The organism is Yeosuana marina, assembly GCF_011762485.1.
Lineage (GTDB): Bacteria > Bacteroidota > Bacteroidia > Flavobacteriales > Flavobacteriaceae > Yeosuana > Yeosuana marina.
Window position 1 is genome coordinate 65,347 of the sequence record NZ_JAAKGI010000005.1, and the last position, 26,322, is coordinate 91,668.

Annotated in this window: 24 protein-coding genes, 1 tRNA gene and 1 pseudogene; 14 read left to right on the plus strand and 12 right to left on the minus strand. The window is 32.3% G+C overall.

What is annotated here, in order from left to right; genetic code table 11:
- Positions 1-209: 209 nt before the first annotated feature.
- Positions 210-1,142: a TIGR01212 family radical SAM protein gene (locus G5V56_RS07500; protein WP_166963455.1), complete on the plus strand. Its 933-nt coding sequence runs from the start codon at positions 210-212 to the stop codon at positions 1,140-1,142.
- A 232-nt stretch (positions 1,143-1,374) separates the two neighbouring features.
- Here G5V56_RS07500 and murA read toward each other — a convergent pair whose 3' ends face one another.
- From murA to G5V56_RS07515, 3 genes are all read right to left on the minus strand, one after another.
- On the minus strand, positions 1,375-2,685 hold the full coding sequence (murA, locus tag G5V56_RS07505) for a UDP-N-acetylglucosamine 1-carboxyvinyltransferase (RefSeq protein WP_166963457.1): 1,311 nt from the start codon (positions 2,683-2,685) through the stop codon (positions 1,375-1,377).
- Between the two features lie 14 nt (positions 2,686-2,699).
- A complete protein-coding gene (locus G5V56_RS07510) occupies positions 2,700-3,350 on the minus strand; it encodes a DUF4290 domain-containing protein (RefSeq protein WP_166963912.1) in 651 nt (216 codons plus the stop codon).
- 72 nt (positions 3,351-3,422) lie between these two features.
- Complete coding sequence (locus G5V56_RS07515; protein ID WP_166963459.1) at positions 3,423-3,716, minus strand: DUF493 family protein; 294 nt, start codon at positions 3,714-3,716, stop codon at positions 3,423-3,425.
- 90 nt (positions 3,717-3,806) lie between these two features.
- Here G5V56_RS07515 and G5V56_RS07520 point away from each other — a divergent pair, with 90 nt between their 5' ends.
- The 5 genes from G5V56_RS07520 (at position 3,807) to G5V56_RS07540 (ending at position 8,366) form a co-directional block, all read left to right on the plus strand.
- Entirely contained in the window at positions 3,807-4,361 is a 555-nt protein-coding gene (locus G5V56_RS07520; protein WP_166963461.1) for an AAA family ATPase, read from the plus strand.
- Between the two features lie 8 nt (positions 4,362-4,369).
- Entirely contained in the window at positions 4,370-6,274 is a 1,905-nt protein-coding gene (locus G5V56_RS07525; protein ID WP_166963463.1) for a RecQ family ATP-dependent DNA helicase, read from the plus strand.
- The gene (fmt, locus tag G5V56_RS07530; RefSeq protein ID WP_166963465.1) at positions 6,271-7,218 is read left to right on the plus strand and encodes a methionyl-tRNA formyltransferase; all 948 of its coding nucleotides are present in this window, start codon (positions 6,271-6,273) and stop codon (positions 7,216-7,218) included. Before G5V56_RS07525 ends, fmt begins: the two co-directional genes overlap by 4 nt.
- Before the next feature lie 194 nt (positions 7,219-7,412).
- Positions 7,413-7,685, plus strand: coding sequence for an HU family DNA-binding protein (locus G5V56_RS07535; protein ID WP_166963467.1), 273 nt, complete (start codon positions 7,413-7,415; stop codon positions 7,683-7,685).
- Between the two features lie 120 nt (positions 7,686-7,805).
- Entirely contained in the window at positions 7,806-8,366 is a 561-nt protein-coding gene (locus G5V56_RS07540) for a YqgE/AlgH family protein (protein WP_166963469.1), read from the plus strand.
- Here the strand turns inward: G5V56_RS07540 and G5V56_RS07545 are convergent.
- On the minus strand, positions 8,363-9,205 hold the full coding sequence (locus G5V56_RS07545) for an aminotransferase class IV (RefSeq protein WP_166963471.1): 843 nt from the start codon (positions 9,203-9,205) through the stop codon (positions 8,363-8,365). The genes G5V56_RS07540 and G5V56_RS07545 overlap by 4 nt on opposite strands.
- Before the next feature lie 70 nt (positions 9,206-9,275).
- Positions 9,276-9,668 (minus strand): START-like domain-containing protein, encoded by a 393-nt coding sequence (locus G5V56_RS07550; protein ID WP_166963473.1) that lies wholly within the window; start codon positions 9,666-9,668, stop codon positions 9,276-9,278.
- A gap of 132 nt (positions 9,669-9,800) precedes the next feature.
- On the opposite strand from G5V56_RS07550, the gene G5V56_RS07555 reads away from it, so the two are divergent.
- The 3 genes from G5V56_RS07555 to bla all read left to right on the plus strand — a co-directional run bounded on the left by G5V56_RS07555 (position 9,801) and on the right by bla (position 13,335).
- Positions 9,801-9,874 (plus strand) — tRNA-Met (locus tag G5V56_RS07555).
- 1,073 nt (positions 9,875-10,947) lie between these two features.
- Positions 10,948-12,522 carry an L-serine ammonia-lyase, iron-sulfur-dependent, subunit alpha gene (locus G5V56_RS07560; RefSeq protein ID WP_166963475.1) on the plus strand — a complete coding sequence of 525 codons (1,575 nt, stop codon included), beginning with the start codon at positions 10,948-10,950 and terminating at the stop codon, positions 12,520-12,522.
- Positions 12,523-12,534: 12 nt separating this feature from the next.
- Entirely contained in the window at positions 12,535-13,335 is an 801-nt protein-coding gene (bla, locus tag G5V56_RS07565; protein WP_166963477.1) for a subclass B1 metallo-beta-lactamase, read from the plus strand.
- Positions 13,336-13,431: 96 nt separating this feature from the next.
- Here bla and G5V56_RS07570 read toward each other — a convergent pair whose 3' ends face one another.
- Entirely contained in the window at positions 13,432-13,953 is a 522-nt protein-coding gene (locus G5V56_RS07570; protein WP_166963479.1) for a DUF5004 domain-containing protein, read from the minus strand.
- Positions 13,954-14,224: 271 nt separating this feature from the next.
- On the opposite strand from G5V56_RS07570, the gene G5V56_RS07575 reads away from it, so the two are divergent.
- The 3 genes and pseudogenes from G5V56_RS07575 (at position 14,225) to G5V56_RS07585 (ending at position 18,094) form a co-directional block, all read left to right on the plus strand.
- Complete coding sequence (locus G5V56_RS07575; protein WP_166963481.1) at positions 14,225-14,593, plus strand: hypothetical protein; 369 nt, start codon at positions 14,225-14,227, stop codon at positions 14,591-14,593.
- 30 nt (positions 14,594-14,623) lie between these two features.
- Positions 14,624-15,250: pseudogene (locus tag G5V56_RS19195) on the plus strand (CatB-related O-acetyltransferase).
- A gap of 150 nt (positions 15,251-15,400) precedes the next feature.
- Entirely contained in the window at positions 15,401-18,094 is a 2,694-nt protein-coding gene (locus G5V56_RS07585) for a LamG-like jellyroll fold domain-containing protein (RefSeq protein ID WP_166963483.1), read from the plus strand.
- Between the two features lie 84 nt (positions 18,095-18,178).
- Here G5V56_RS07585 and hisS read toward each other — a convergent pair whose 3' ends face one another.
- Positions 18,179-19,852, minus strand: coding sequence for a histidine--tRNA ligase (gene hisS / locus G5V56_RS07590; protein ID WP_166963485.1), 1,674 nt, complete (start codon positions 19,850-19,852; stop codon positions 18,179-18,181).
- A gap of 127 nt (positions 19,853-19,979) precedes the next feature.
- On the opposite strand from hisS, the gene G5V56_RS07595 reads away from it, so the two are divergent.
- Positions 19,980-21,221 carry an ABC transporter permease gene (locus G5V56_RS07595; RefSeq protein WP_166963487.1) on the plus strand — a complete coding sequence of 414 codons (1,242 nt, stop codon included), beginning with the start codon at positions 19,980-19,982 and terminating at the stop codon, positions 21,219-21,221.
- A gap of 1 nt (position 21,222) precedes the next feature.
- On the opposite strand, the gene G5V56_RS07600 is transcribed toward G5V56_RS07595, so the two are convergent.
- From G5V56_RS07600 to rpsF, 4 genes are all read right to left on the minus strand, one after another.
- Complete coding sequence (locus G5V56_RS07600; protein ID WP_166963489.1) at positions 21,223-21,690, minus strand: DUF6495 family protein; 468 nt, start codon at positions 21,688-21,690, stop codon at positions 21,223-21,225.
- A 149-nt stretch (positions 21,691-21,839) separates the two neighbouring features.
- Positions 21,840-22,304, minus strand: a complete 465-nt coding sequence (rplI, locus tag G5V56_RS07605) for a 50S ribosomal protein L9 (RefSeq protein WP_166963491.1) — start codon at positions 22,302-22,304, stop codon at positions 21,840-21,842.
- A gap of 13 nt (positions 22,305-22,317) precedes the next feature.
- Complete coding sequence (rpsR, locus tag G5V56_RS07610) at positions 22,318-22,617, minus strand: 30S ribosomal protein S18 (protein ID WP_166963493.1); 300 nt, start codon at positions 22,615-22,617, stop codon at positions 22,318-22,320.
- 2 nt (positions 22,618-22,619) lie between these two features.
- A complete protein-coding gene (gene rpsF, locus G5V56_RS07615; RefSeq protein ID WP_166963497.1) occupies positions 22,620-22,958 on the minus strand; it encodes a 30S ribosomal protein S6 in 339 nt (112 codons plus the stop codon).
- A 198-nt stretch (positions 22,959-23,156) separates the two neighbouring features.
- Here rpsF and G5V56_RS07620 point away from each other — a divergent pair, with 198 nt between their 5' ends.
- Positions 23,157-23,852, plus strand: a complete 696-nt coding sequence (locus G5V56_RS07620; protein ID WP_166963500.1) for a LytR/AlgR family response regulator transcription factor — start codon at positions 23,157-23,159, stop codon at positions 23,850-23,852.
- Positions 23,853-23,862: 10 nt separating this feature from the next.
- Here G5V56_RS07620 and priA read toward each other — a convergent pair whose 3' ends face one another.
- Positions 23,863-26,316, minus strand: a complete 2,454-nt coding sequence (gene priA / locus G5V56_RS07625) for a replication restart helicase PriA (RefSeq protein WP_166963504.1) — start codon at positions 26,314-26,316, stop codon at positions 23,863-23,865.
- Positions 26,317-26,322: the final 6 nt, after the last annotated feature.

Here is a 26,322-nt window from a genome sequence, read left to right on the forward strand (position 1 = left end):
ACTTTTCGATAACTTTTTACTTATTTAGTAAAACTACTAGATTTTTAAATTTGATTGAGTGTTAACTGGAAAATTAATGTCCTTTTGTGCGCTACATTTCATACATTAACAGATAAGTGTTATAACATTTCGACCTTATAAGAATCTGGTTTATCACCTCCTATCTGCTTATTTTTTAATAATTTTGCATCATACTCCTTTATATACCAATGACAGGGAAACGCTATTTAGATTACTCGTCTTTTATTAAATCTACCTTTGGAGAACGTGTTCAAAAAATATCCATAGACATTGGTTTTTCGTGCCCAAACAGAGATGGTTCAAAAGGTTTTGGTGGTTGTACCTATTGCAACAACAATAGCTTTAATCCGGATTACTGTGTATCTACAAAATCGATTACAGAACAATTAAAAGAAGGTATCAGGCGTTTTTATCAAAAATATAAAACACAACACTACTTTGCCTATTTTCAGGCATATACTAATACGTATTCTGATTTAGAAGCTTTGAAAACTATGTATGAAGAAGCGTTACGCGTTCCAAAAGTAATTGGACTCGTCATTGGTACCCGGCCAGATTGTATTTCTGAAGAGATTATTGAGTATTTATCCGAATTATCAAAAAACTACTATATTTCTCTAGAATTTGGTGTAGAAAGCACGCTAAACAGCACCTTAAAGAAAGTGAATAGATGTCATACCTTCGAAGATACTAAAGCTGCTTATAAGCTTTGCAAAAATAAAGGATTTCATTTGGGAGCGCATTTAATTTTAGGTTTACCAGGTGAAACTAAAGATGAGTTATTACATCATGCTATAGAAATTTCAAAACTTCCTATTGATACCTTAAAGCTACACCATTTACAAATTGTAAAACAATCGGTCATGGCAAGCCAATTCAAAAAACATCCAGAACATTTTAATTTATTTACCTCGGAGGCTTATATTGAGTTTATTGCAGAATTTATTGGATTGTTACGCCCTGATATTATTATCGAACGATTTATTAGTGAAGCGCCTCTAGATTTATTGATAGCTCCAAATTGGAACGGACTTAAAAATTTTGAAGTTGTGGATAAAATAGATCAAGAGCTTTTAAAAAGAAATACATGGCAAGGGAAGTATTTTAAATACGATGCTTAAGATTACTTTGTCTCCCTGTATTTCAATTAAACCAAATAAAATACTAAAATGCCACTTCGAGTGGATTTGTGATAAGCAATGAAACAAAATTGTATTGAGAAGTGGTATTGATAAACAAAAATATTCTCACAAGTGCTTATTGATTTTATCAATGCAAAAAACTAACTTCGCGTATCATCTGATATAAAACATTCAAACGATTTCATATCATACCGATAAGTGTAACTTAAAACTACTCCAACCGCTCAATATGAGCTCCAATAGCACGTAAGCGTTCGTCAATACGCTCATAACCTCTATCAATCTGCTCAATATTTTGAATTGTTGAAGTCCCTTTTGCAGATAACGCAGCAATCAACAAGGAAACCCCAGCACGAATATCTGGCGAGGTCATAGTGGTTGCTTTTAAAGTCGATTTAAAATCATGACCAATAACGGTAGCTCTATGCGGATCACACAATATAATTTTGGCACCCATATCAATCAATTTATCCACAAAGAACAAACGACTTTCAAACATTTTTTGGTGTATTAACACGCTGCCTCTAGCTTGTGTTGCAACCACCAAAATAATACTTAGTAAATCGGGTGTAAATCCAGGCCAAGGTGCATCAGAAATGGTTAAAATAGATCCATCAATAAAACTTTGTATTTCATAGCCATTAGTATGCGCAGGAATATGAATATCATCACCTCGTTTTTCAACGGTAATTCCTAATTTTCTAAACACATTAGGAATCAATCCTAAATCATCCCAACTTACATTTTTAATGGTCAATTCACTCTTAGTCATCGCTGCCAAACCAATCCAGCTCCCAATTTCAATCATATCTGGCAACATGGTATGTGTTGTGCCTCCTAAAGTATCAACCCCTTCAATAACTAACATATTAGAGCCTACGCCACTAATCTTAGCTCCCATTCTATTCAGCATTTTACACAATTGCTGTAAATAAGGCTCACAAGCGGCATTGTAAATAGTGGTTGTCCCTTCAGCTAAAACGGCAGCCATAACAATATTAGCAGTTCCAGTAACCGAAGCTTCTTCCAAAAGCATATAAGCACCTTTTAGTCGTTTAGCTTCTACACCATAGAATTGCTCTTCTTTACTGTAACCAAATTTAGCTCCCAGTTTTATGAGACCTTCAAAATGAGTGTCCAAACGACGACGTCCAATTTTATCGCCTCCAGGTTTAGGAATATATCCTTTACCAAAACGCGCTAATAACGGTCCCACAATCATGATAGAGCCACGTAAACCGCGTCCATCAACTTTAAATTCGTCGGATTCTAAATATTTTAAGTTAAGATTATCTGCTTGAAACGTATACGAACCATGATGCAGCATATTAATTTTAACACCTAATTTTCTTAGTAAATTAATAAGCTTGTTAACATCTACAATGTCCGGAATATTATGAATTGTAATAAGATCTGGGGTAAGCAATACAGCACATAAAATTTGTAACGCTTCATTTTTAGCGCCTTGGGGCTGTATACTCCCTTTTAGTTGATGGCCACCTTCAATTTTAAATGTTCCCATATTTTGATATACGATTAATAACGCTTTCTTGGACGGTTTGGATTTTTCTTATGGCCTCCTTTTTTATTATTGGTATTGGAACTGTATTTTGATTTGGTTCGCAATAAACTTGTGGCATCAGATAAATCTTCATCCGTGTTTTTAAGGTTTATTTTACCATTTGAAAGCTCGAACAGATGCTGAAAAATAACATCATCTTCAACCGTATCTTTATTCCAATTTAAAAAACACTTTTTCATGTGATTGGCAATAGTAAAAATAAGCGCTTCTTTAAGTTCTCCTTCTTCCCAAGTATTGGCAACATCAATCATGGTTTTGATATTGTTACCATAAAAACGGTATTTAGGAAAATTTTGTGGATATTTTAAAGGCTCTGGATGTTCTTCAAGAAATTCTTTACTAGGTTTAGGGTAAGGTGAATCAACATCTAATTCGAAATTAGACATGATAAACAATTGATCCCAAAGTTTATGCTGAAAATCTGGCACATCTCTTAAATGCGGTTGCAAATTTCCCATAACGGCAATAATAGACTTGGCTACTTTTTCGCGTTCTTCTTTGTTTTCAACTGATTTGGCATGGTTTATCATTTTTTGCATATGACGACCATATTCCGGAATGATTAAATGCTCACGTTCTGTGTTGTATTCTAAATTATCTATAATCAAAATAAAGTGTGTAGATTAATTGGTTTCTGCATGTAGTTGTTATGCTAGCTCAAAAGTAACAAAAAAAAACTAAAGGCTAATAACACCCTCTACATTATTTGCTACTTCTAAATACTTTTCAATAACAGCTTCAGGATTTTTCATGTGCACATTAATGGAAATACTTGTGTATTTGGCGTTTTTTGAAGCTTTAGTGTTAATAACTGCTCCCATGTTATTAAAGATAGCTTCAATTTGCGCTATTTTTTCTATATCAGATTTTACAATAAACTTATACAGATACTCGGCAGGCCAAGTGTTCGTTTCGTATAATTGTGTTTTTAATTTATCGTAAAATTCTTCGGGGTTTTGATTTGTACTCATAATCTTTTTTATAGGTTGCAAATATACAGTTTCCTTAGCATTTTTTTTTCATCAATTAAATTCCGATTTTTACAGCAAAATAGCATCACATTGGATAGTAAAAAAATTGTGATAACTGGCGGCCCGGGAACTGGAAAAACGTCTATTATCAATGAATTGAAACATCAAAACTACTACTGTTTTGAAGAGATTATACGAACATTAACCTTAGAAGCCACAAAGGATAGTGATTCTTCTACCCATGTTTCAAATCCAATTGCTTTTGTAAACGATCCGTTAGATTTTAATACAAGATTATTACAGGGTCGCTTAACCCAATATAAACAAGCTGCCCTTGTAGACGACCCTCTTGTGTTTTTTGACCGCGGTATTCCTGATGTTTTAGCGTATATGGAATATTTTAATCAATCCTATTCTAATGAATTTTTAAGTGTGTGCAATGAAAACAAATATAGTCATGTATATTTACTGCCTCCTTGGAAATCAATTTATAAGACAGATACTGAACGATTTGAATCTTTTAATGAAGCTGTTAAAATCCATGATTTATTAGAACAGATTTATGAAAACTTAGGATATACCATTATTAAAGTTCCGTTTGGAACGATCAAAGAGCGCACCAATTTTATAATTAATAGTCTTTAAAGCAGTTTTTGCAACATCCTATAAACATATTAGAACGGTATTGGAACTTTACCGAGTTTAAACCTCTTCAAGAAGACATTATAAATGCGGTAATAGAAGGTGAAGACACCTTTGCTTTGTTGCCTACGGGTGGTGGGAAATCATTGTGCTTTCAGATTCCTGCATTAGCCAAAGAAGGTATTTGTATTGTTATTTCTCCATTAGTAGCTTTAATGAAAAACCAGGTGGAGCGCCTTCAAGAGCAAGGCATAAAAGCTATGGCGCTTACTAGTGGCATCTCGTCACAACAAATAGATACGATGCTGGATAATTGTATTTATGGGAATTATAAGTTCTTATATCTATCGCCTGAACGTTTGCAACAGGAATTGGTTCAAGACCGCATTAAACAAATGAATGTAAATCTTATTGCGGTTGATGAAGCGCATTGTATTTCGCAATGGGGTAATGATTTTAGACCGGCCTACAAAAATATAACGCTCCTAAGACAACTGCAACCTACTGCTAATGTGATAGCCTTAACTGCTTCAGCGACTCCAAAAGTAGTTGAAGATATTATTGAGGAACTTGATTTTATTAATCCAAAAATATTTAAGCAATCCTTCTCAAGACCCAATTTAGCGTATTTAGTATTGCATGAAGACGATAAATATTACCGTATTGAAAGTATTTTAAAAAAATATACAGCCTCTTCCATAATTTATGTTAGAAACAGAAAACTAACACTCGAAATAAGTTCCTTTTTAGAAAAAAAAGGAATTACCGCAACCTATTATCATGGAGGTCTCCCTAATAATGAAAAGGATGCTCACATGCAACAATGGCTTAACAATCAAAAGCAAGTTATGGTCGCAACCAATGCTTTTGGAATGGGTATCGATAAACCCGATGTTAAAACAGTTATTCATTTTAATTTACCCGAAAGTATTGAAAGCTATTTTCAAGAAGCTGGCAGAGTGGGTAGAAATGGAGATAAAGCATTTGCTGTTATTCTTAAAAATAATAGTGACGAACAATTAGTTAAAAACCAGTTTTTAAGCGTTTTACCCACAATTGATTTTATAAAGCAGGTGTATAGAAAACTCTCTAATTATTTTCAAATACCTTACGGTGAAGGTGCTTACAGTACGTATGATTTTGATTTTAATAGTTTCTGCAAAACGTACAACTTTGGTAACATGCTATGCTACAACGCACTACTTTTACTAGATAGAACTAGTATTATTAATTTATCAAAACAATTTCAAAATCAGGTAAGCCTTCAAATAACGGCTTCAAATTCTGTTGTTTTTCGCTATTTAGAAACACATCATGACAAAGTACTTATTGTAAAATCAATGTTACGAATGTATGGTGGTATTTTTGATCATGACACCAAAATAAACACGCTCCGCATCGCTGAAAAAGCTTCAACCAAAGAAGCTGTGGTTATCTCTGTTTTAAAACAATTGCAAAAAGATGAGATTATAGCTTTAAATCTTTCTAAAACGGATGCGCAAATAACCTTTATTGAACCTCGAGAAGATGATAAAACAATCAATCGCATAGCGGACATGATTGAACAGCAAAACAACTTAAAAAAGTTACAAGTAAATGCTGTTCTCGATTATATTAAAAATGATGATATTTGCAAAAGTGTACAGCTCCTCTCCTATTTTGGCGAGAAAAATGTTAATCCTTGTGGTATTTGTTCTGTTTGCACTTCTACTAAAAAACCAAGTAAAACACTAAACACAAAAGCCTTAAAGAATCAAATTATAGAGTCATTGGAAACAAAAAATTTATCTTCTAGAGAGATGATTTCAATGCTTGACTATTCTGAAAAAGATATAAAAGACATGATACAAATGTTGTTAGAACATAACATCATTTCAATAACAAAAACAAACACATACAAACTATTTCATAAATGAGAGATTTAAGAATTGTTTTCATGGGAACTCCAGATTTTGCGGTAGCAACACTCAAAACATTGGTAGAGGCCCACTATAATATTGTTGGCGTAATAACAGCACCCGATAGACCCTCCGGTCGTGGCAGAAAACTAAATGAGAGTGCCGTAAAAACATATGCAGCCACTCAGAATCTAAACATACTGCAGCCTACTAATTTAAAAGATGATGCCTTTTTGAATGCGTTAAAAGCTCTTGACTCCAATTTGCAAATAGTCGTCGCTTTTAGAATGTTACCTAAAGTTGTTTGGAGCCTGCCAGAATATGGTACGTTCAATTTGCATGCCTCTTTATTACCTGATTATCGCGGAGCTGCACCTATAAATTGGGCTATAATTAATGGTGAAACTAAAACAGGGGTTTCTACCTTTTTTATTGATGATAAAATTGATACGGGTGAAATGATTCTGCAAGAATCCATAAAAATAGATTCTGAAGATACAGCGGGAAGCCTACATGACAAACTTATGTCTTTAGGAAGTGAATTAGTTCTTAAAACAGTAGAATTAATTGAGCAAGATTCCGTTAAAACAACACCTCAAGTAGATTCTGAAGATATCAAAACTGCATATAAACTTAATAAGGATAATTGTAAAATTGATTGGAACGACTCGTTAACAAACATTCACAACAAAATTAGAGGCTTAAGTCCGTATCCAGGCGCGTGGTGCTACTTGATGAATATAGAAGACCCTGTAGCGATTAAAATATATAAAAGTGACATAGAAGTTTGCGAGCATTCCTTTGAAATAGGTTCGGTTATCTCTTCAAAAAAAGAGGTTAAAGTAGCTACAAAAAATGGCTTTATAATTATTAAAGAATTACAACTTCCTGGAAAACGTTCTATGGATATAAAATCGCTTCTTAATGGGTATCAATTTGAAATGAAAGCAAAAATGCTCTAAACCCCTATTTTTACTGATATTTTGAAATAATCGACAAAACGCATAGGCTTTATTAACAAATGTAAGAAGTTATCAACAATACCTAGCATTTCCCTTGCTATTACTTGCATGATTACATAATCCGTATAAATTTGTAGAGGATTTAACAAAAAAATGTTTTAACCAACAATTTATTAATAATTAAATTTTACATTATGAACAAAACAGATTTAATCGATGCAATGGCAGAACATGCTGGAATTACTAAAGCAGCTGCTAAAAAAGCTTTAGAATGTGCTCTTATTGAAATAGAAGGAGCTTTACAAAAAGGTAACAGAGTTTCTTTAGTAGGATTTGGATCTTGGTCAGTTTCTAAAAGAGCTGCAAGAGAAGGAAGAAATCCTCAAACTGGGCAAACTATAAAAATTAAAGCTAAAAAAGTAGTTAAGTTTAAAGCTGGTTCAGATTTATCTAGAGCAGTAAACTAATTTACTTCGTTAAATATTCATTAAAGCCTTCTAAATAGAAGGCTTTTTTTATTAAAAAAAATAAAAACTATTGCTTATTTAAGATATATATGTTAGATTTAGAAAACAAATGCTGTTTAAATGATTTCAACACAACCAAAAAAAGGAGACTTATTAATAGCTGAGCCTGCTATTATTGGTGATATGTCTTTTAATAGGTCTATAGTGCTATTAGCAGACCATAATGCCGAAGGATCTATTGGTTTTATTCTTAATAAACCTTTAGAGTATACACTTAATGACTTGGTTCCGGAAATAGAAACCTCACTTAAAGTCTATAATGGAGGTCCTGTTGAGCAAGATAATCTTTACTTTATTCACACGGTACCACAACTAATTCCTAATAGTATAGAAATATCTCTGGGCATTTTTTGGGGTGGCGATTTTAATACTGTAGCTGAACTTATCGCGTCTGATAAAATTTCTGAAAATGATATCCGATTTTTTCTTGGTTATTCTGGTTGGAAATCAAATCAATTAGAGACAGAGCTTAAAGCAAACTCTTGGGTTGTCACCGAAAATGTTTACAAAAAAGAGATTATGGAAAAAGATTATGAATCTTTTTGGAAAGAAAAAATGTTAGAGTTTGGTGGCGAATACAGCATTTGGTCTAATGCTCCAGAAAATCCAAACTACAATTAATTCAATCTCATTTTTACATTTAATTTTTGCAGTACTACTTTTGACACATTAGACTCAAAATATTTTTTCCTGTATTTTGTAACTGGTTGTATCCCTGTAATTACATTTGTCATCCAAATTTCGTCAGCTTTTTGAAGTTCAAAAGGTGAAATGGAACTCTCTAAAATTTCATATTCTGAAAGCTGTTGAAGTATTTCAATAAGTTGTTTCCTCATAATTCCTTTTAAACATCCATCGGTTAATGGTGGTGTTTTTATGACATTGTCTTTTACAACAAAAATGTTACCATTAAGAAACTCAACTACCTTTTTATCAGTATTTAAAAGCAAACAATTTTGCAAATCGTTTTCTTTAGCATAAATACTACCAACCACGTTAATGGCTTTGTTATTACTTTTTAATGTAGATAATAGACTTGGTGATATATAGAAATCTTTAAACAAATCCACTTCATAGCTATCATTTTTAAGCAAATAAAAATCATCATCTAATTGGCTTGCTGTTATTACAAAACCGACGTCGTTTGTATTAGGCAAATACAAACCACCTTCTTTTCTATACACCACTAATTTAACTCTTGACGATATATTTTGTAACTCATTTGCCTTTAGTAGCTCTTGAATTTGATTTTCAAGGAATGTCATGGTAAAGTTCATAGGAATTTCCATACGCATCAAACGCATAGAAGCCATCAGTCTAAAATAATGATCTTCCCAAAACAATAATTTACCATGCGACACTTTTATGGTTTCAAAAAGAGCATCACCATAATTAAATCCTCTGTTGTTTATAGACATCAATAAGTCGTCTTCAACTATCTTTTCGTTAAAATTTATCATAAAAAAAAGTCCAAAACCCTAATAAAATTAGAGTTAGGACGCTTATATATTTAATGTGTAATTATTTCTACTATGCAGAGCCTAATACTTGTTTTAAACTTGAAACTTGATTTTCCCATAACATTTTAGCTTCATCGATTTCATCATCATAAGCAAAATCAACAATCATTAAAGACACATCTTTAGTTATTTCATCTACTTGTATTCTAAGCTCAAAAAAGGTAAGTAATTCTTCGTCTTCATCTGCAACCCACCTAAATTTAACACGCTCTCCGCTCTTTTTACTCAAAAGCTTAGCTTGTTCTTCACTATCATCCCAAATAAAGGTAAATAATTCACCTCTTGAGTTCACATTATCTGAAAACCATTCAGATAACCCCGAAGGTGTGGAAATATATTGATATAATAACTGAGGTGATGCATGTATAGGAAATTCTATTTCAAATTTAATTTTATCGTCCATTTCTACTTTAAAAATTTATTTGGCTCAATATATACATAAAAAGATAAGTTTAATAATAATTTTTAATAATATTTTGCACAAGTTATGTTTGTTGACAATAATATTGTTTTTATATTTGCAGCCTTAAATTATGGCGAGGTAGCTCAGCTGGTTAGAGCGTCGGATTCATAACCCGGAGGTCGCGGGATCGTGCCCCGCTCTCGCTACAAATGTTAATCGATTAAAAACAAACGGTTTAGTTCACTCTAAACCGTTTTTTTATGCTTACAATTAAACTAATTCTTACTTACGCATAAGAAAGTGCATACAATTTGTCACAAAAGAAACCTTTTCCCATCCCTAAAATCTATACCGCAAGCAGAGATCTTAGTAAGCGTTGGTATGTTTATCTTTCATTCCAAGACCCAGAAACAGGAAAAATGAAAAGGCTTACAACATTCTATGGAATACCAATGGATATAATATCAAAAAAGAACGTTTAGAAGTTCTAACCGTATGCAGAAAAGTCTTAATAAGACTGCTGAAACGAGGTTATAATCCATTTTCCGATAATATAGAACTGCACCAAAAACTAAATCACCAAAATGAGTACTCGCAACAACCATTCAGGAAACAAAAGAACAAGTGTCAACAAATCAGGTTAAAAACAAATCAAAAACAACTTTAAATGAAGCATTTAGTTTTGTTTTGAAATTGAAATAAGAAATAGTTAGCAAGCGTAGCGTATCCTGAAAAATTATAATGGCAAGATTAAAAACTTTTAAAATGGATTACAAAAAACATCCAAATATAAATACCATTAACCTCTTCGATAAAAAAATCCTATTCGAATATTTAAATGATATTTTAATAAATAGTTCTCCCAGAAATAGGATTAACTATAGAGCAGATTTAAGCAGTATGATCCAAGTCATGGAGCACAATGAAATTATGAGATTAAACTTTATAAAAAGGATACCTGTATTAAAATCAATTCCCCAAAGGAACAAGATTTATACCGATGACCAACAGGAGGAAATATTTAGTTACTTAAAGAAAAAAGACCCTATACTGTATCTGTTCATCAAGTGAAGTTGCGAACTTTACTGGGACATAAAATTTAAAAGTGTTTGTTACAAAACAAATAAATTGTCTTACAAATATTTTATATTTTTAGATGTCTAACTTAGAATTAATATTTATAAATTATTGATTTCAATTCTCATAATTATATTAATTAGTCGTTTTTTTATAATGATTGTAATCACTAAATTACTCACTATTACAATAACGTAGAATCATGAAAAATAGACCAGGAATTTTTAATGATGTAATTGGGCCAATTATGAGAGGTCCTTCTAGTTCGCATACTGCTGCATCATGGCGTGCAGCCAAAATATGTATTGATATTTTAAATGAGCCTCTTAAAAAAGCTATTATTGATTTTGATAAAGATGGTGCATGGGCTCCCAACTATAGAGAGCAGGGAACCACAATTGGTATTGAAGGCGGATTGTTAGGATTAGAAATGTCTGATGACCAAATAAAGAATACAGAACAAGTAGCTAAAGAAAAAGGAATATCAATCTTTTATGAAATAAATTCATATCAAACAAACCATGTCAATACGTTTCGCTTAGTATTAGAAGGAACTCATGGAAAAAAAACGCAAGTTACTGCTATATCAATTGGTGGTGGATCCTTTGAAATTCAAGAAATAGACGGTTTTAAAGTAAGTATAAATGGAGGTTATTATGAATTGCTTCTAATTGGTATCCCTAAAGATATTCTGTTACAAGACATTGCGCTTCTATTTTCAGAAAAAAAATCTATTTCTGAATCTTTCAATGATAAAAAGAGATTAATAAATATTAAATTCTCAAAAGAAATTTCTAAATACGTCATTGATAAATTAAAGCATACAATCAGTTTTGATGAATTAATTATTATAAAACCAGTATTACCCATTGTATCAGGAAATGAATCTGATTTACCTTTTACATCTATACAATCCCTAATAGAATTTGCAGAAAAAGAAAATCTTGACTTAGGAGCTATAGGCTTATTATATGAAAAAAATCAGAGTGGATTGAATGATGACGAAGTAATTAATAAAATGAAAAATATTGTTGAGATAATTGAAGGCAGTATTAAAACAGGCTTAGAAGGCACCAATTATAAAGACCGGATTTTACCTCAACAGTCACATTTAATTGATAAGGCTCAAAAGAAAAAGAAAATACTAGAAAATTCTATTGTAAATAAAATTATAGCTAATGTATCAGCTATTATGGAATCGAAAAGTGCAATGGAAGTTGTTGTAGCGAATCCCACGGCTGGTTCTTGTGGCGTTGTGGGAGGTGTTTTAAGGGCTGTCGCAGATGATATAAACGCTTCAAATAACGAATTGATTCAAGCATATTTCGCTACAGGGATTATTGGAGTCTATTTTGCTATGGGTCCTGGCTTCTCTGCTGAGGAACATGGCTGCCAAGTGGAATGTGGCGCTTCTGCTGGAATGGCAGCCGCTGGTATCGTGCAATTATTTGGTGGTTCGGCTAAACAAGGTATTGATGCGGCTTCTATGGCTATTCAGAATATGATTGGCTTAATTTGCGATCCCATTGCAGATCGTGTTGAGGCACCTTGCCTTGGAAAAAATGTAAGCGCAGCCGTTAATGCACTATCTTCAGCAACTATGGCTTGTGCTGGATATAATGCGCTCATTCCATTAAATGAAGTAATTGAAACTGTTTCATCTGTAAGTAAACAAATGCCTACTTCCGTTAAGTGTACAGGTAAAGGCGGATTAGCAATCACTAAAACAGCTTGTGCTATCAAAGAAAAATTATCCCTAAAAACAAGTATGGAATAGAAAACATAATTTATGAGAAAACTAATACTCTTTCTTCTAATTGGATTTACTTTTACTTCGTGTAAAAAGTTGTCGTCGAAACATAATCATGCAAAACAAGATTTTAATAAATTAGAAACTAAGACACTACCCGTTGATAGTTTGATAATTTATCAAACCAAAGATTTAATAATTAAAAAACTATCAAATCATATTTATGAACATATTTCTTTTTTAAATACGGACGATTTTGGAAAAGTAGCTTGCAATGGAATGTTAGTTGTAAATGAAAATAAAGGAGTTATTTTTGATACACCAACTGACAACAAAAGTTCGTTAGAATTAATAAATTTCGTTACTAATCAACTTAAAAGTGAAATAACAGCTGTTATCCCAACTCATTTTCATGAAGATTGTGTTGGTGGAATTCAGGAATTTGAAGCCCACAATATTCCAACATACGCTACAAATCAAACTACTGAATTACTCAAAAATCATGGTCAAAAATTTTCTAAACCAGTTATAGAGTTTAATAAGACTCTGATGTTAAATATTGGGGATAAAAAAGTTTATGCAGAATACTTTGGTGAAGGTCATACCAAAGACAATATTATAGGGTATTTTCCTGAAGATAATGCTATTTTTGGTGGATGTCTGATTAAAAATGTTGGGGCCAGTAAAGGTTATTTGGGAGATGCAAACATAAATAAATGGTCTGAAACTGTTAGTAAAGTCAAATTAAAATATCCAGAAGTTAAAATCATCATTCCTGGACACGGAAAATGGGGTGGAACTGAATTATTTGATTATACAATTAAATTATTTGAATTATAATAGACAACTGATAGCACTGTTTATAAAAAAAATAAGCCCAGCAACAACCTACTGGACTTATCCAAAAAACTTTAGAGACGTCTGTAAAAAATAATATTAGCTAGTCATTTTCCCATACGTAAATGTTACTTTACTTGTAATAATTTGTCCATCTACATCCACAAACTTGTAAGTCTCTTCAAAGGTAAACTCAGTCTTATCATTATTAAACTCAATGTTAAGATAGTTTGTAGAACAGTTTGTTACAAAGGATAAAACACCTCCTGTCAACTTCCAAGTACCATTCAACTGAACTTTATTAGTACAATTTGTTGCAACATATCCTTGTTTTAATGAGTAGCTTCTATCATTCTCAAAACTATAAATAAGATCCTGTTGGCACTCCTCAAATTGATCGTATATATTTGTGCTTGGATTATCCTCGTTGTCATCAGTAAGATCTATTTCCTTTTCTGAGACCATGCCCATAAAACTCCAGTCACCAACAAACGCCGTTTCTGTCGCGTCAAGTTCACCAGTTAAAGCTTGTGGACAATTTGGACTATTATCGTTACTGCAACCCACAAATAAAAGACTTGCTACCATGATAGTTTTTACAAATACAATTGATTTTTTCATATGTTATATTCTTTTTTTAATTCATTTTTAAGATGATAAAACCTACAAATAGTTGCGTATAAAAGTGCTTTTTTTTAATCAATTAAAAACTCCTTATTTATTATTTTAAAACAGAAATTAAGCTTATTCACTCAATTAATTAAAATATCATAACTCTTATTCCCTTTAAAATTACGATGCCTTATATTTGTATTTGATTAACTTGTTCGTCATTTAAATTCTCATTACAAAGCGAAACAAATGACTAAACCAAACTGTTTAATAATACCCAATGAGCGATACAAATCACATATCAAAAATTAAAAGCGGTTTTTGGAAATCATCAAGTAACAATCTATTTTGGATACAAGTACAGGGTAACTTGGTATACTGGCTAGGAATGAATAGAAAAACCGAACAATACAACGAAGGTTCCAATTGGTGTCATGTTGGGCATGGAACTATTCAAAATGATACTATTGTTTTACATTGGAGCGATATACCTATAGGAAATGATAACCTATCAGGACATGTTACGATACAAATAATTAACGAATACGAAATGAGAGTTATGCAGGATTCGGGGAATTTTGGACTTTCCCAATGGAAATGGGTTAGTGAAAAAAGTCATTTTCATTTAGTGTCTTCGCCTACTCAATAGCTATTTTTACTCAACTTTAAACCTCAAACAATGCAAGGTCCAAATAAAAATAACATCTACCCTATACCCAATTACAATAAATTATGCTTTTTAAAAAACATCATTACTAACCCCAACATCATTGTTGGAGATTATAAGTATTATGATGATTTTGAAGATGTTAAAAACTTTGAAACCAATGTGAAATATCATTTCGACTTTATTGGTGATAAGCTCATCATTGGGAAATTTTGTATGATTGCGTCTGGTGTTTCATTTATTATGAATGGCGGTAATCATTTAACTGATTCTATTTCTGCCTATCCGTTTGCTGTTGTTGGAAACGGTAGGGAACATGCTATGGATGGAAAATCGTAACCAAGTAAAGGCAACACTATTATAGGAAATGATGTTTGGATAGGCCACAATGCAACCATTATGCCAGGCGTTACTATTGGCGACGGAGCAATTATTGTAACAAATGCAACCGTTACAAAAGATGTTAAACCTTATTCTATTGTTGGAGGAAATCCGGCGAAGCTGATTAAAAAACGATTTTCTGATAATGATATTAACAATTTACTTGAAATAAAATGGTGGAATTGGGATATTGAAAAAATCACAAAACACCTTCAACTCATAACCTCTTCAGAAGTAAATTTGCTCAAAAAAGTATAATTCAAATTTTTAAATCCAGAAAAGTTTTACAGTTTTTAAAGAGCAAAATCACAAATCGTGTATTTCATCGTATTTATTTGCGTTTTGCAGATTTTTTGTCTATATTTGATGTATTAAAATAGTCCCAAACTATTTCTTTTACCACTACTTATGAATAAGGCTGTAGAATCTTTCAGATTAATAGCAATCGCTATATGCATGTGCAGCTACTTTTTTGTGTTTCCACAAGGTATAGATACAACTCCAAAAATAGATTTTGATGGCATTGATGACTATATTGATTTAGGAAATGTACACAATCTAACTAATTCATTTTCACTAGAAGCTTGGGTGTTGCAAGAAGCAACCGTTACTAATGGCACGATTATTTCAAAAGGAGATTCAAATGCAAAAAGTAAACATGGTTATCAATTATCATTAATTAATAACTACCCAAACATAACTTGGTACAATGCTACAGGAAATGAAATTCTTAATACTATATCACCTTACTTTATTTTAAACAATAAATGGTATCATATAGCAGCTACATTTGATGGCGAAACAGTCAAACTATTTGTGGACGGCTTACAGGTATCCGAAACCTTAATTTCAACAGGACCTTCGCAGGATGAAGAACCTTTTATAATCGGGGCCGTTTATAATAGTAATTCGTCAAATTTCCCTACCAATTATTTTAATGGTTTTATTGATGAAGTACGCGTATGGAATATTGCGTTAACGGAACGACAAATCCATGAAATGATGAATCAGGAAATAGAGCAGAACGATATTTTCGTAAAAGGCAAAGTTGTTCCTTTAAATATTTCTGATAAACTATTATGGAGCAATCTCGAAGGCTACTATCCAATGACTGATAATCTCGCAAATGATGCATCAGGAAATAATCGTAACGGAATTGCCAAAAATATGAATTCTATACAGCTGCAATCGGCTCCTTTACCTTACAAATCTATTGATATAAATTCTGCCACAGCGTTAGATTGGGATACAACTTCAACCTGGTTACATGGAAATGATTTAAATCTGCCCAACACAATTGGCGTTGATGGTTCTACCCGAATAGATTGGAATATTGTTGAAACTAGAGATCCTATTTTTGTGTCAAGAAATTTAAAACTTTTAGGACTAAAAAATAGTGCAGATGAACTCTCTATAACAGCCAGTCATAGCTTAGATATCTCAAACTATTTAAAATTAGATGGTATGATTGATTTAGATGGCGAATCGCAATTAATTCAAGGTACTGATAGTTATTTAGATCCCAGAAGTACTGGAACTTTAGAAAGAGATCAACAAGGAACCAAAGATTTATATACCTACAACTACTGGTCATCTCCTGTTGGCATTAGTAATACAACAACCAATAATAACAGCTACAAACTCCCTGATATACTCAAAGATGGTTCTATCCCATCATCCCCTCTATCCATTCATTTTTTAACATCTGGATACAATGGAGACCCAGGAGATCCGGGTGTTACTCCTATTAGTATTGCCGATTATTGGGTTTGGAAATACGCCAGTCAAACAAATAACAGTAATCCATGCTGGCAGCATGTAAGAAGTACAGGAACTCTGAAAGCTGGAGAAGGTTACACTATGAAAGGTGTTGCTGCTACTGGACTTGATAAAACTCAAGAGCAAAACTATGTGTTTAAAGGAAAACCAAATAATGGTGATATTACAATTGCATTACCAGCCAATAAAGATTATTTACTAGGAAACCCATATCCTTCTGCTCTTGATGCCGATGAATTTATTCGCGACAATACAAGCATTGCTAATGGTGGCAGAGCATCGTCAAATATTATAAACGGAACCTTGTATTTTTGGGAAGATTTTACGAGTCAAACACATGCTTTAGCCGAATACCATGGAGGCTTTGCTATGTATTCATTGATGGGTGGCACGAAGGCTATTGTAAATGATGCCAGACTAAATCAAACAGAACTTTCAGGAACCAAAATACCACAACGATATGTTCCCGTTAGCCAAGGTTTTTTTGTGTTTGCTGATGCAGGTGGTAATTTAAGATTTAAAAATAGTCAGAGAACATTTAAAACAGAGACATTAGATCCTTCAATATTTATTAAAACTGAAACTACCAAAGAAAAATCATCCGCAACGACAAATAGTAATAACACCAATACAGATATAAGGCAAAAAATCAAATTATTATTTGATTCGCCTATTGGATATCATCGTCAGTTACTTGTTGGAGTTGATGAACAAGCTTCGAATGACTTTGATTTTGGCTATGATGCGCCTTTAATTGAAGATAATAAAGAAGACATGTTCTGGGTAATTAATGAAAACAATTACATTATACAGGCTATAAACGACTTTAGTAACAATCAAAACTTACCCTTAGGCTTTAAAATATACCAAGAAGGATTAACAACAATCAAAATTGATGAATTAGAAAACATCGCAGCCAATCTTGATATTTTTGTTCATGATAAAGAACAAAATACGTATCACAACTTAAAGGAAAGCAACTTTGAAGTCTACTTAACAACCGGAAATTATTTAGACCGATTTGAGATTACATTTTCAAATTCTAAAACCAGTGATACATTGGACTCCAACGAATTTGAAACTAATAGATTAAATGTTTACTATTCTAATGCGTCTTCAAGTTTAATCATTCAAAACTCCGCTTTAAGAAACATAGAATCTGCCCAAATATTTAACATGTTAGGGCAATCCATTTACAAATTTGAAACTATAGAAAATAAAACATACCAAGCGTTTAAAACAAAGCACCTTAACGCTGGTACTTACATTATAAAAGTGCAAACAGCAGAAAGCCTGATGTCTAAAAAAATATTAATACAATAAGTTAGTTTAGTTTTGTTTTATGTGAGTAGAACCCCAAATCTACTTTTTAGTTAGCCAAGAGTCCTGAAGTCACATTTGGGACTCTTATTTTATAACAGAAACTAGTTCTTCAAGTGTCAATTTTTGTTGCTCTCCAGAAATCATATTTTTTAAGGTATAACTATTTGAAGTAATCTCTTCTTCTCCAACTAAAACTACAAATGGAATATTACGCTTATTAGCATGATTCATTTGTTTTTTCATTTTAGCGGCGTCTGGATAAAGTTCTGCATTAATACCGCTTTCTCTTAACTTCTTAATAGCTTTTAAACTAAATAATGCCTCTTTATCTCCAAAGTTTATAAAGAGTACCTCAATAGTTTTCGTGATGGTTTCTGGGAATAGATTTAATTCTTCTAACACCAAATATATTCTGTCTAAACCAAAACTAATACCAACACCACTCACATCTTTCAACCCAAAAATTCCTGTTAAATCATCATATCGGCCACCGCCACCAATGGAACCCATTTGAACATTTTCTGGCGCAGAGACTTCAAAAATAGCACCCGTATAGTAATTTAACCCACGAGCTAAGGTTACATCCAATTGTAAAGTTGCGGTTTGCAATCCTAATGTTGTAATAGCTGACTTGATAAACTCTAATTCTTGAATACCTTTTATACCTTCTTCTGAAGACGCTAAAATCGTTTTTAAACTCTCTATTTGAGATTCAAACGTTCCGGTTAACGAAAATAAAGGTTGTAATTTATCAATGCCAGATTGCGGAATATCTTTGCTTAACATCTCTTCCTTAACCTTCTCCTCTCCTATTTTATCAAGCTTATCAAGCGCCACCGTAAAATCAATCAATTTATCTTGAGCACCAATTACTTCAGCAATTCCAGATAATATTTTACGATTATTAATTTTAATAGTAACACCCTCTAATTTTAACGCTGAAAATACAGTATCATATAACTGAACAAACTCTACTTCCTGCCAAAGCGATGTGCTTCCAACCACATCGGCATCACATTGGTAAAACTCTCTAAAACGTCCTTTTTGCGGTCTGTCGGCACGCCAAACAGGTTGCATCTGGTAACGCTTAAACGGAAATTCAATTTCGTTTTGGTGTTGAACTACATAACGCGCAAAAGGGACTGTTAAATCATAGCGTAGGGCTTTTTCGGAGATATAATTATTCATGTATCCAGAACCTAAATTGAATGAAAATCCACCAAAAACTTTCATGGTAAATTCCGTTAGAACATTATTATCAGAATTTTTTAATTTTTCGACATTTCCGTCAATTGAAATTATGTATAGCTCTACAAAATACCAGATATCGTTACATAAATTTTCGAATTTTGTTTTTTCGTCTTCAAACTTTATTTGGTTATTTGATTTTAAAATTTTTGGGAAAACTTCTAATAAATTATCTCTATAACTTTTGATAATTGCATCTGTGTTTTTATCATCGTGTTTCTTCAAATAAGCTTGAAGGTTGTAAAGAATTGTTTTTATTGATTCAATTAATGATATATTAAAAGTCTGCAAAAACTCACCCGAATTCAAAATCTTAAAAATCAATCGATCACCTTCATCGCCGTATTTTCCCATTAAGGTATCAGAATTTTCAAAACTAGGCGTTTCTATAGGTTGAAAGCCAAACGTTTCAAACACCTTTTTTATGGTCTGAAAAATATAGTTGCGTTTTGCTACCTGTTCAGGGTTAAAATCTCTTGTGCCTTTAGGAATACTTGGTTTTTGAGCCATTGATTAATTTTTAAAGCACAAATATCTTAATTTTTGCCGTGACTTAACACCTTTTTTAAAAATTATAGTAACTTTATTCGCCTTTAAGAGTCTAACTTTAAAAGTCGATAATCCTTAACACTCATTTATGTTTTCATTAGTACGAGAAAATATTAGAATTGCCGTAAATTCTATAAAAAGTCAATTGTTACGTACTATTTTGACAGTTTTAATTATTGCTATAGGTATTACAGCTCTTGTTGGCATTTTAAGTGCTATTTCCGCCCTTGAGAATACCATCTCGGGTGATTTTTCATCTATGGGATCAAACACCTTTAATATACAGCGTGAAGAGTTTGCTATTCAACGTCATGGTGGCGGCAGAATTCAAAAACAAAACCCTATTATTTCATACGCCGATGCCAATGATTTTATAAACGCTTATCAATTTCCGTTATCTCAGGTTTCTTTGTCTTTTACAGGAACCCGATCGGCCGAAATAAAATATGAAAGCGAAAAAACAGATCCGGACGTTCTTATATTAGGCGCTAATGAAAATTTTATTCAAAATTCCGGACTTAAAATCAATCAAGGACGCGAGTTTACCGTATTTGATGTTGATAACAATAACAATGTTTGCGTGATTGCCAATGATATTGTTGAGGAGTTTTTTAAAGACCTAAACCCAATTAACAAAACCATAAGTATAAGAGGTCATAAATTTAAGGTTATAGGCACTTTGGAGTCCAAAAAAACAGGATTTAACAGTAGTGAAGATAACCGTATTATCATCCCGATAAAACTAGCCCGTTCTATTTTTACGAATCCCAATATCAATTATAATTTAAGTATTAAAGTTGATAAAAAGGAATTATTAGATAACGCTAAAGATGAAGCTATTTATACCTTTAGAAACGTTAGAAAACTTAAACCTATTGAAAAAAATAACTTTGCCATTGAAAGTAGCGAAGATTTAGCGAATAGAGTCGCCTCTATGACCAAATACCTGTATATGGCTGCTTGGGTAATTAGCATCATTACAATTTTCGGGTCTTCGATAGCCTTGATGAATATTATGCTGGTTACGGTATCTGAGCGAACTCGTGAAATAGGTGTTAGAAAAGCATTAGGCGCCAAACGTAAAACTATTTCTACCCAATTTTTTATTGAGACCATCATTGTTGGTCAAATGGGTGGTGTTTTGGGAATTATTCTAGGATTGCTTATAGGTTTTGCCGTATCGTCGGCTGCTGGATTTAATTTTACAACACCCTGGAAAGCTATGTTTACCGCTGTTGCTATCTCATTTATCGTAGCCTTAATATCTGGGTTAATGCCAGCTATTAAAGCTTCTAAATTAGATCCTATAGAATCCTTACGTTACGAATAATTTAATTTATAAGTGTATCAAAATACTTATATAAATCGCCTTTGGTGATCGCAGCACCTTGCTGAATCATTTTAAACTTATCTAGGTTTTTATCGTCTGTATAGTCTTTATCGGCATGAAAAAATTCAACATTATCATCCATCAGGTTTTCTCGTAACCATTGGTAACCTTCAGTTGTCGTAATATCTACATCATTTTTTAAATTAAGAACAATGGCAGACATTTTATCCTCTCCTAAATAAAACAAATACATATGTTGTGGAGATATATGTTCTAAATATTCAGCTTTATTTAAAACACCTTCCCAAATCAAATCACTAAAAACATCTAATTCCGTTTCAGCTAATTCTGGCTTATTAACTTTTAAATTCTCCCACTCATCAGCAGTAATCGACTGCGACGCTAAAAAATTTATAAACTCTTTGTGTAATTCTTCAAATTGTTCTTTGGTAAGTCTGGAATACTTCATCTCTTACTATTTAAATATGTTTTAATTATTAAATGTAATTCGCCAAAAACATTCTATTTCTATATAAAAATGTTAGGCACATTTTATAAATTAATTTTTATAAAAAAAGCCCCAACTAGGTTGAGGCTTTTAAATTATACTATAAAAGTTTAATTTGCTTGAGCAATAACTTCAAATGGAAAATCGAAAGTTACTTCGCGATGTAAACGTATAACAGCATTGTACTGCCCTAAACGTTTAATATTTCCACCAGTTATACTGATAAACTTTTTATCGATAGTGTGACCTTCTTTTTCAAAAGCCTCAACTAAATCTGCTTTTGTTACAGATCCAAATAATTTATCTCCAGCTGATGCACCTTCAGTTGCTTTAGCTGTAATTTTAACTTCTAATGCTTTAATTGCTTCTGCTGTCGTTTTAGCATCTTCAATTAACTTTTTGTCTTTATAAGCTCTTTGCTTTAAGTTTTCTGCTAACACTTTTTTTGCAGATACTGTTGCCAAAATAGCTTGTCCTTGAGGAATTAAAAAATTTCTACCATAACCGTTCTTAACTGTTACAACATCGTCTTTAAATCCTAAATTTTCAACGTCTTGTTTTAATATAAGTTCCATTGTTATCGGTATTTTATTTTAATAAATCAGCTACATAAGGCATCAATGCTAAGTGGCGAGCTCTTTTTATAGCTACAGATACTTTTCTTTGATACTTTAATGAAGTTCCTGTTAAACGTCTTGGTAAAATTTTACCTTGTTCATTAACAAAACCTAATAACCAGTCTGCATCTTTATAATCTACATACTTGATACCAGATTTTTTGAAACGACAATACTTTTTAGTTTTGTTTGTTTCAATATTTAAAGGCGTAAGATATCTAATTTCTCCGTCTTTTTTTCCTTTTGATTGTTGTTCTATACTTGTTGCCATGATTACGCTTTTGCTTTAAGTTTTTCTCTTCTTCTCTCTGCCCAAGCAACAGCATGCTTGTCTAATGTAACAGTTAAATAGCGCATAAAACGTTCGTCACGTCTAAATTCTACTTCTAAAGGATTGATTACCTCTCCTGCAACTTGATATTCGAATAAGTGATAAAAACCACTTTTTTTGTTTTGAATAGGGTATGCTAATTTTTTTAGCCCCCAATCTTCTTTGGATATCATCTTAGCTCCTTTAGAAACAAGAAAATCTTCGTATTTCTTTACTGTTTCCTTTATCTGATCTTCAGATAAAACGGGATTTAAGATGAAAACAGTTTCATAATGATTCATAAAAATCGTGTTTATTGTTAAAAATTGGGTGCAAAAATAGTTAATAAATACATACTAAACAACAAAATTTATAGTATATTTACCATAGAAATAAAATGTTAATATTTTGTTAAAAAACACGGTTTGTCGATGTTTTTTGGTTTTTAACCGAATTTTTTGTAATATTGTCGATATCTTAACCGAAATAATATAAATGTTATGACTTTAAACTGTGTAGTAGTAGACGATTCAGCAATACAACGTCTCTCTATTGTTAAGTTAGTGGAAAACCATCCCTCCCTAAACTTAATTGCAGAGTACAGTAGTGCTTTAGAAACCAAAAATGGTTTAAACACCAATCAAGTAGACCTTATCTTTTTAGATATAGAAATGCCTGTGTTAAATGGGTTTGAACTTTTGGATGTTCTAAACAACAAACCCCAAATTATTTTTGTAACCGGTAAAACAGAATATGCTTTTAAAGCCTTTAATTATGATGCTACCGATTATTTACACAAACCAATTACCAGAGAACGCTTTAACGTTTCTGTAGATAAAGCGCTTGAGCAACACAAACTGACTCTAGACTTTAATGAGGAAGAGGGAGAACATATCTTTGTAAAAAGTAACCTTAAAAAACGTAAAGTTTACATCAAAGACATTAAATGGATTGAAGCTCTTGGTGATTATGTAAAACTAGTGACTGAAGAAAATAGTTTGGTAGTTTTATCAACCATGAAATCTTTTGAAAAAGAATTACCCGAAAATAAATTCTTAAGAATTCACAAATCTTACATTGTTAATCTTGATAAGATTGACAGATTTAATAGTAAAAATGTTGAAGTTGGCGCTTATGAAATTCCTCTTAGTAGAAATAAAAAGACCCAACTTGTTGATGCTTTAAACAATATTTAAGCAAACTAAACTAATAGTTATCGACATTTAAAACTACTTTAACTGACCGAAAATCTTTTATACTCAAGAAGCTGTTATTAATTTTAATAATAGCTTCTTTTGTTTTTGCAAGCGACTGTTTTTTAGGGATTTTAATTAAAATATTTTTATGAAACTGATTTCTTATTCTTGAAATTGGTGGTGATTCAGGTCCTAAAATAGCTGAACCAAAAACTTGTCGTAACGATTTTGCCAACCATAAAGACCCTGCGTCAACTTTATTATAGTCCTTATGTTTTAAGGTTATTTTTATTTGTTTATAAATGGGTGGATATTTAAAATTATACCGCTCATCCATTTGCTCCTTAAACATTCCTAAATAATTATTGGTAGATACTTGCTGCAGTATAGCATGATACGGATTATAGGTTTGTATTAACACTTTACCTCTTGTGTCTGTTCTACCTGCCCTACCCGACACTTGTAACATGAGCTGAAAACTTCGTTCATGAGCTCTAAAATCTGGAAAGTTCAGCATAGTATCGGCATTCATAATACCTACCAACTTTACATTTCTAAAATCTAAACCTTTAGTTAGCATTTGAGTACCTACTAAAATATCCACTTCTTGCTGTTCAAAAGCTGTGATAATTTTTTCGTAACCATATTTCCCTCGTGTAGTATCTAAATCCATACGGGCAACTTTATAGTTTGGAAAAATCATTTGCACTTCAGATTCTATCTGTTGCGTGCCCAATCCTTTACTATCTAAATCAATACTGCCGCAAGCCATACAACTTTTTATCATCACAGTTTGGTAGCCACAATAATGACAGCGCAACTGGTCTCTGTATTGATGATAGGTTAAACTAACGTCACAATTAGGACACTGAGGTGAATTTCCACAGGTATTGCATTCTACAATAGGCGAAAACCCTCTCCTATTTTGAAATAAAATAATTTGTTGTCCATCTCGCAACGTATCAGACATTTCCTGAATAAGAACATCGCTAAAATGCCCTTTCATAAGCTTCCGCTTATGTTTTTCTTGAATATCAACTAACTGTATATCTGGCATCAATACGTTATTATAACGCGTATTAATCTCTACTAAACCATATTTGTTTTGTTGCGCATTAAAATAACTTTCTAAACTTGGTGTCGCAGATCCTAAAAGTGTTTTTGCCTGATGCATATTCGCTAAAACAATAGCTGTATCTCGAGCATGATATCTTGGTGCAGGATCAAATTGTTTAAAGGATTGTTCATGCTCTTCATCAACAATAATTAACCCTAAGTTTGTAAACGGTAAAAAAATAGATGAACGGGCTCCTAAAACAATGTGTGCTTTAGAGGTGTTTTCTAAAACATGGTTCCAAACCTCAACACGCTCTTGTGACGAATATTTTGAGTGATAAATAGCGACTTGTTCTCCAAAATAATTTTGTAAGCGCGTTACCAATTGTGTTGTTAACGCTATTTCTGGCAACAAATACAATACTTGTTTACCCGAAGCCAATGTATCTTCAATCAATTTTACATAAACTTCTGTTTTTCCAGAAGATGTTACGCCATGAAGCAAGGTTACTTGCTGACTTTTAAATGATTCTTTTATTTCATCGAGTGCGTCTTCTTGAAATGTATTTAGCACTTTTGTTGCTTCGTTCTCGTCTCCAGAGTATTCTATTCTGTCTGTTTGAATAAAATATTCCTCTAGAATACCTTTATCAATTAATGCTTTTATAATAGCTGAAGACGTTTTACTCTCTTCTATTAACTCTGAAACCTTTATAGGTTTTTTTGTTTTTGCTGAAATTGAAAACAACGTAAGGATTACCTCGCTCTGTTTAGGAGCTCTACTTAAATCATCCAATAAACTTTGTAATGCCTTTTCAGATGTAAAATTGGCGTGTAATTTTACATATCGTACTAACTTGGGTTTGTACTTTTCGTATATTTCTTCTTCAATAAAAATAGCGTCCTTATCTATTAACCGTTTTATTACAGGAAGAACATTCTTTTTATCCAGAATATTTGTGATATCATGAATTTTTAAAGAGGATTGATGCTGTAATGCTTCATAAACCAAAAACTCATCATCTTTAAGTTCGTTATCGTTAAGTGTTTTTTTAGTATTTAAAACAATTGAAGTTTCGCTTTCTAAAATAAACGCATTGGGCAAAGCGGCGCGCATAACATCACCCAAGGTGCACATATAATAACTAGCTATCCATTGCCACAATTCCAGTTGTTTTGCATTTACTATAGGGGTTTCATCTAAAATTTGATGAATTTCCTTCGCTTCATACACCTTAGGTTCATTAGTATGAATATTAAAAACAATACCGGTATATATTTTAGATTTTCCAAAAGGGACAGACACGCGCATGCCTTTGCTTAAAAAATCGGCTTCTGCTGCTGTTATACTATACGTAAATAACTTTTCGAGAGGAATGGGAAGTATAACGTCTATAAAATATTGCATCTGCTG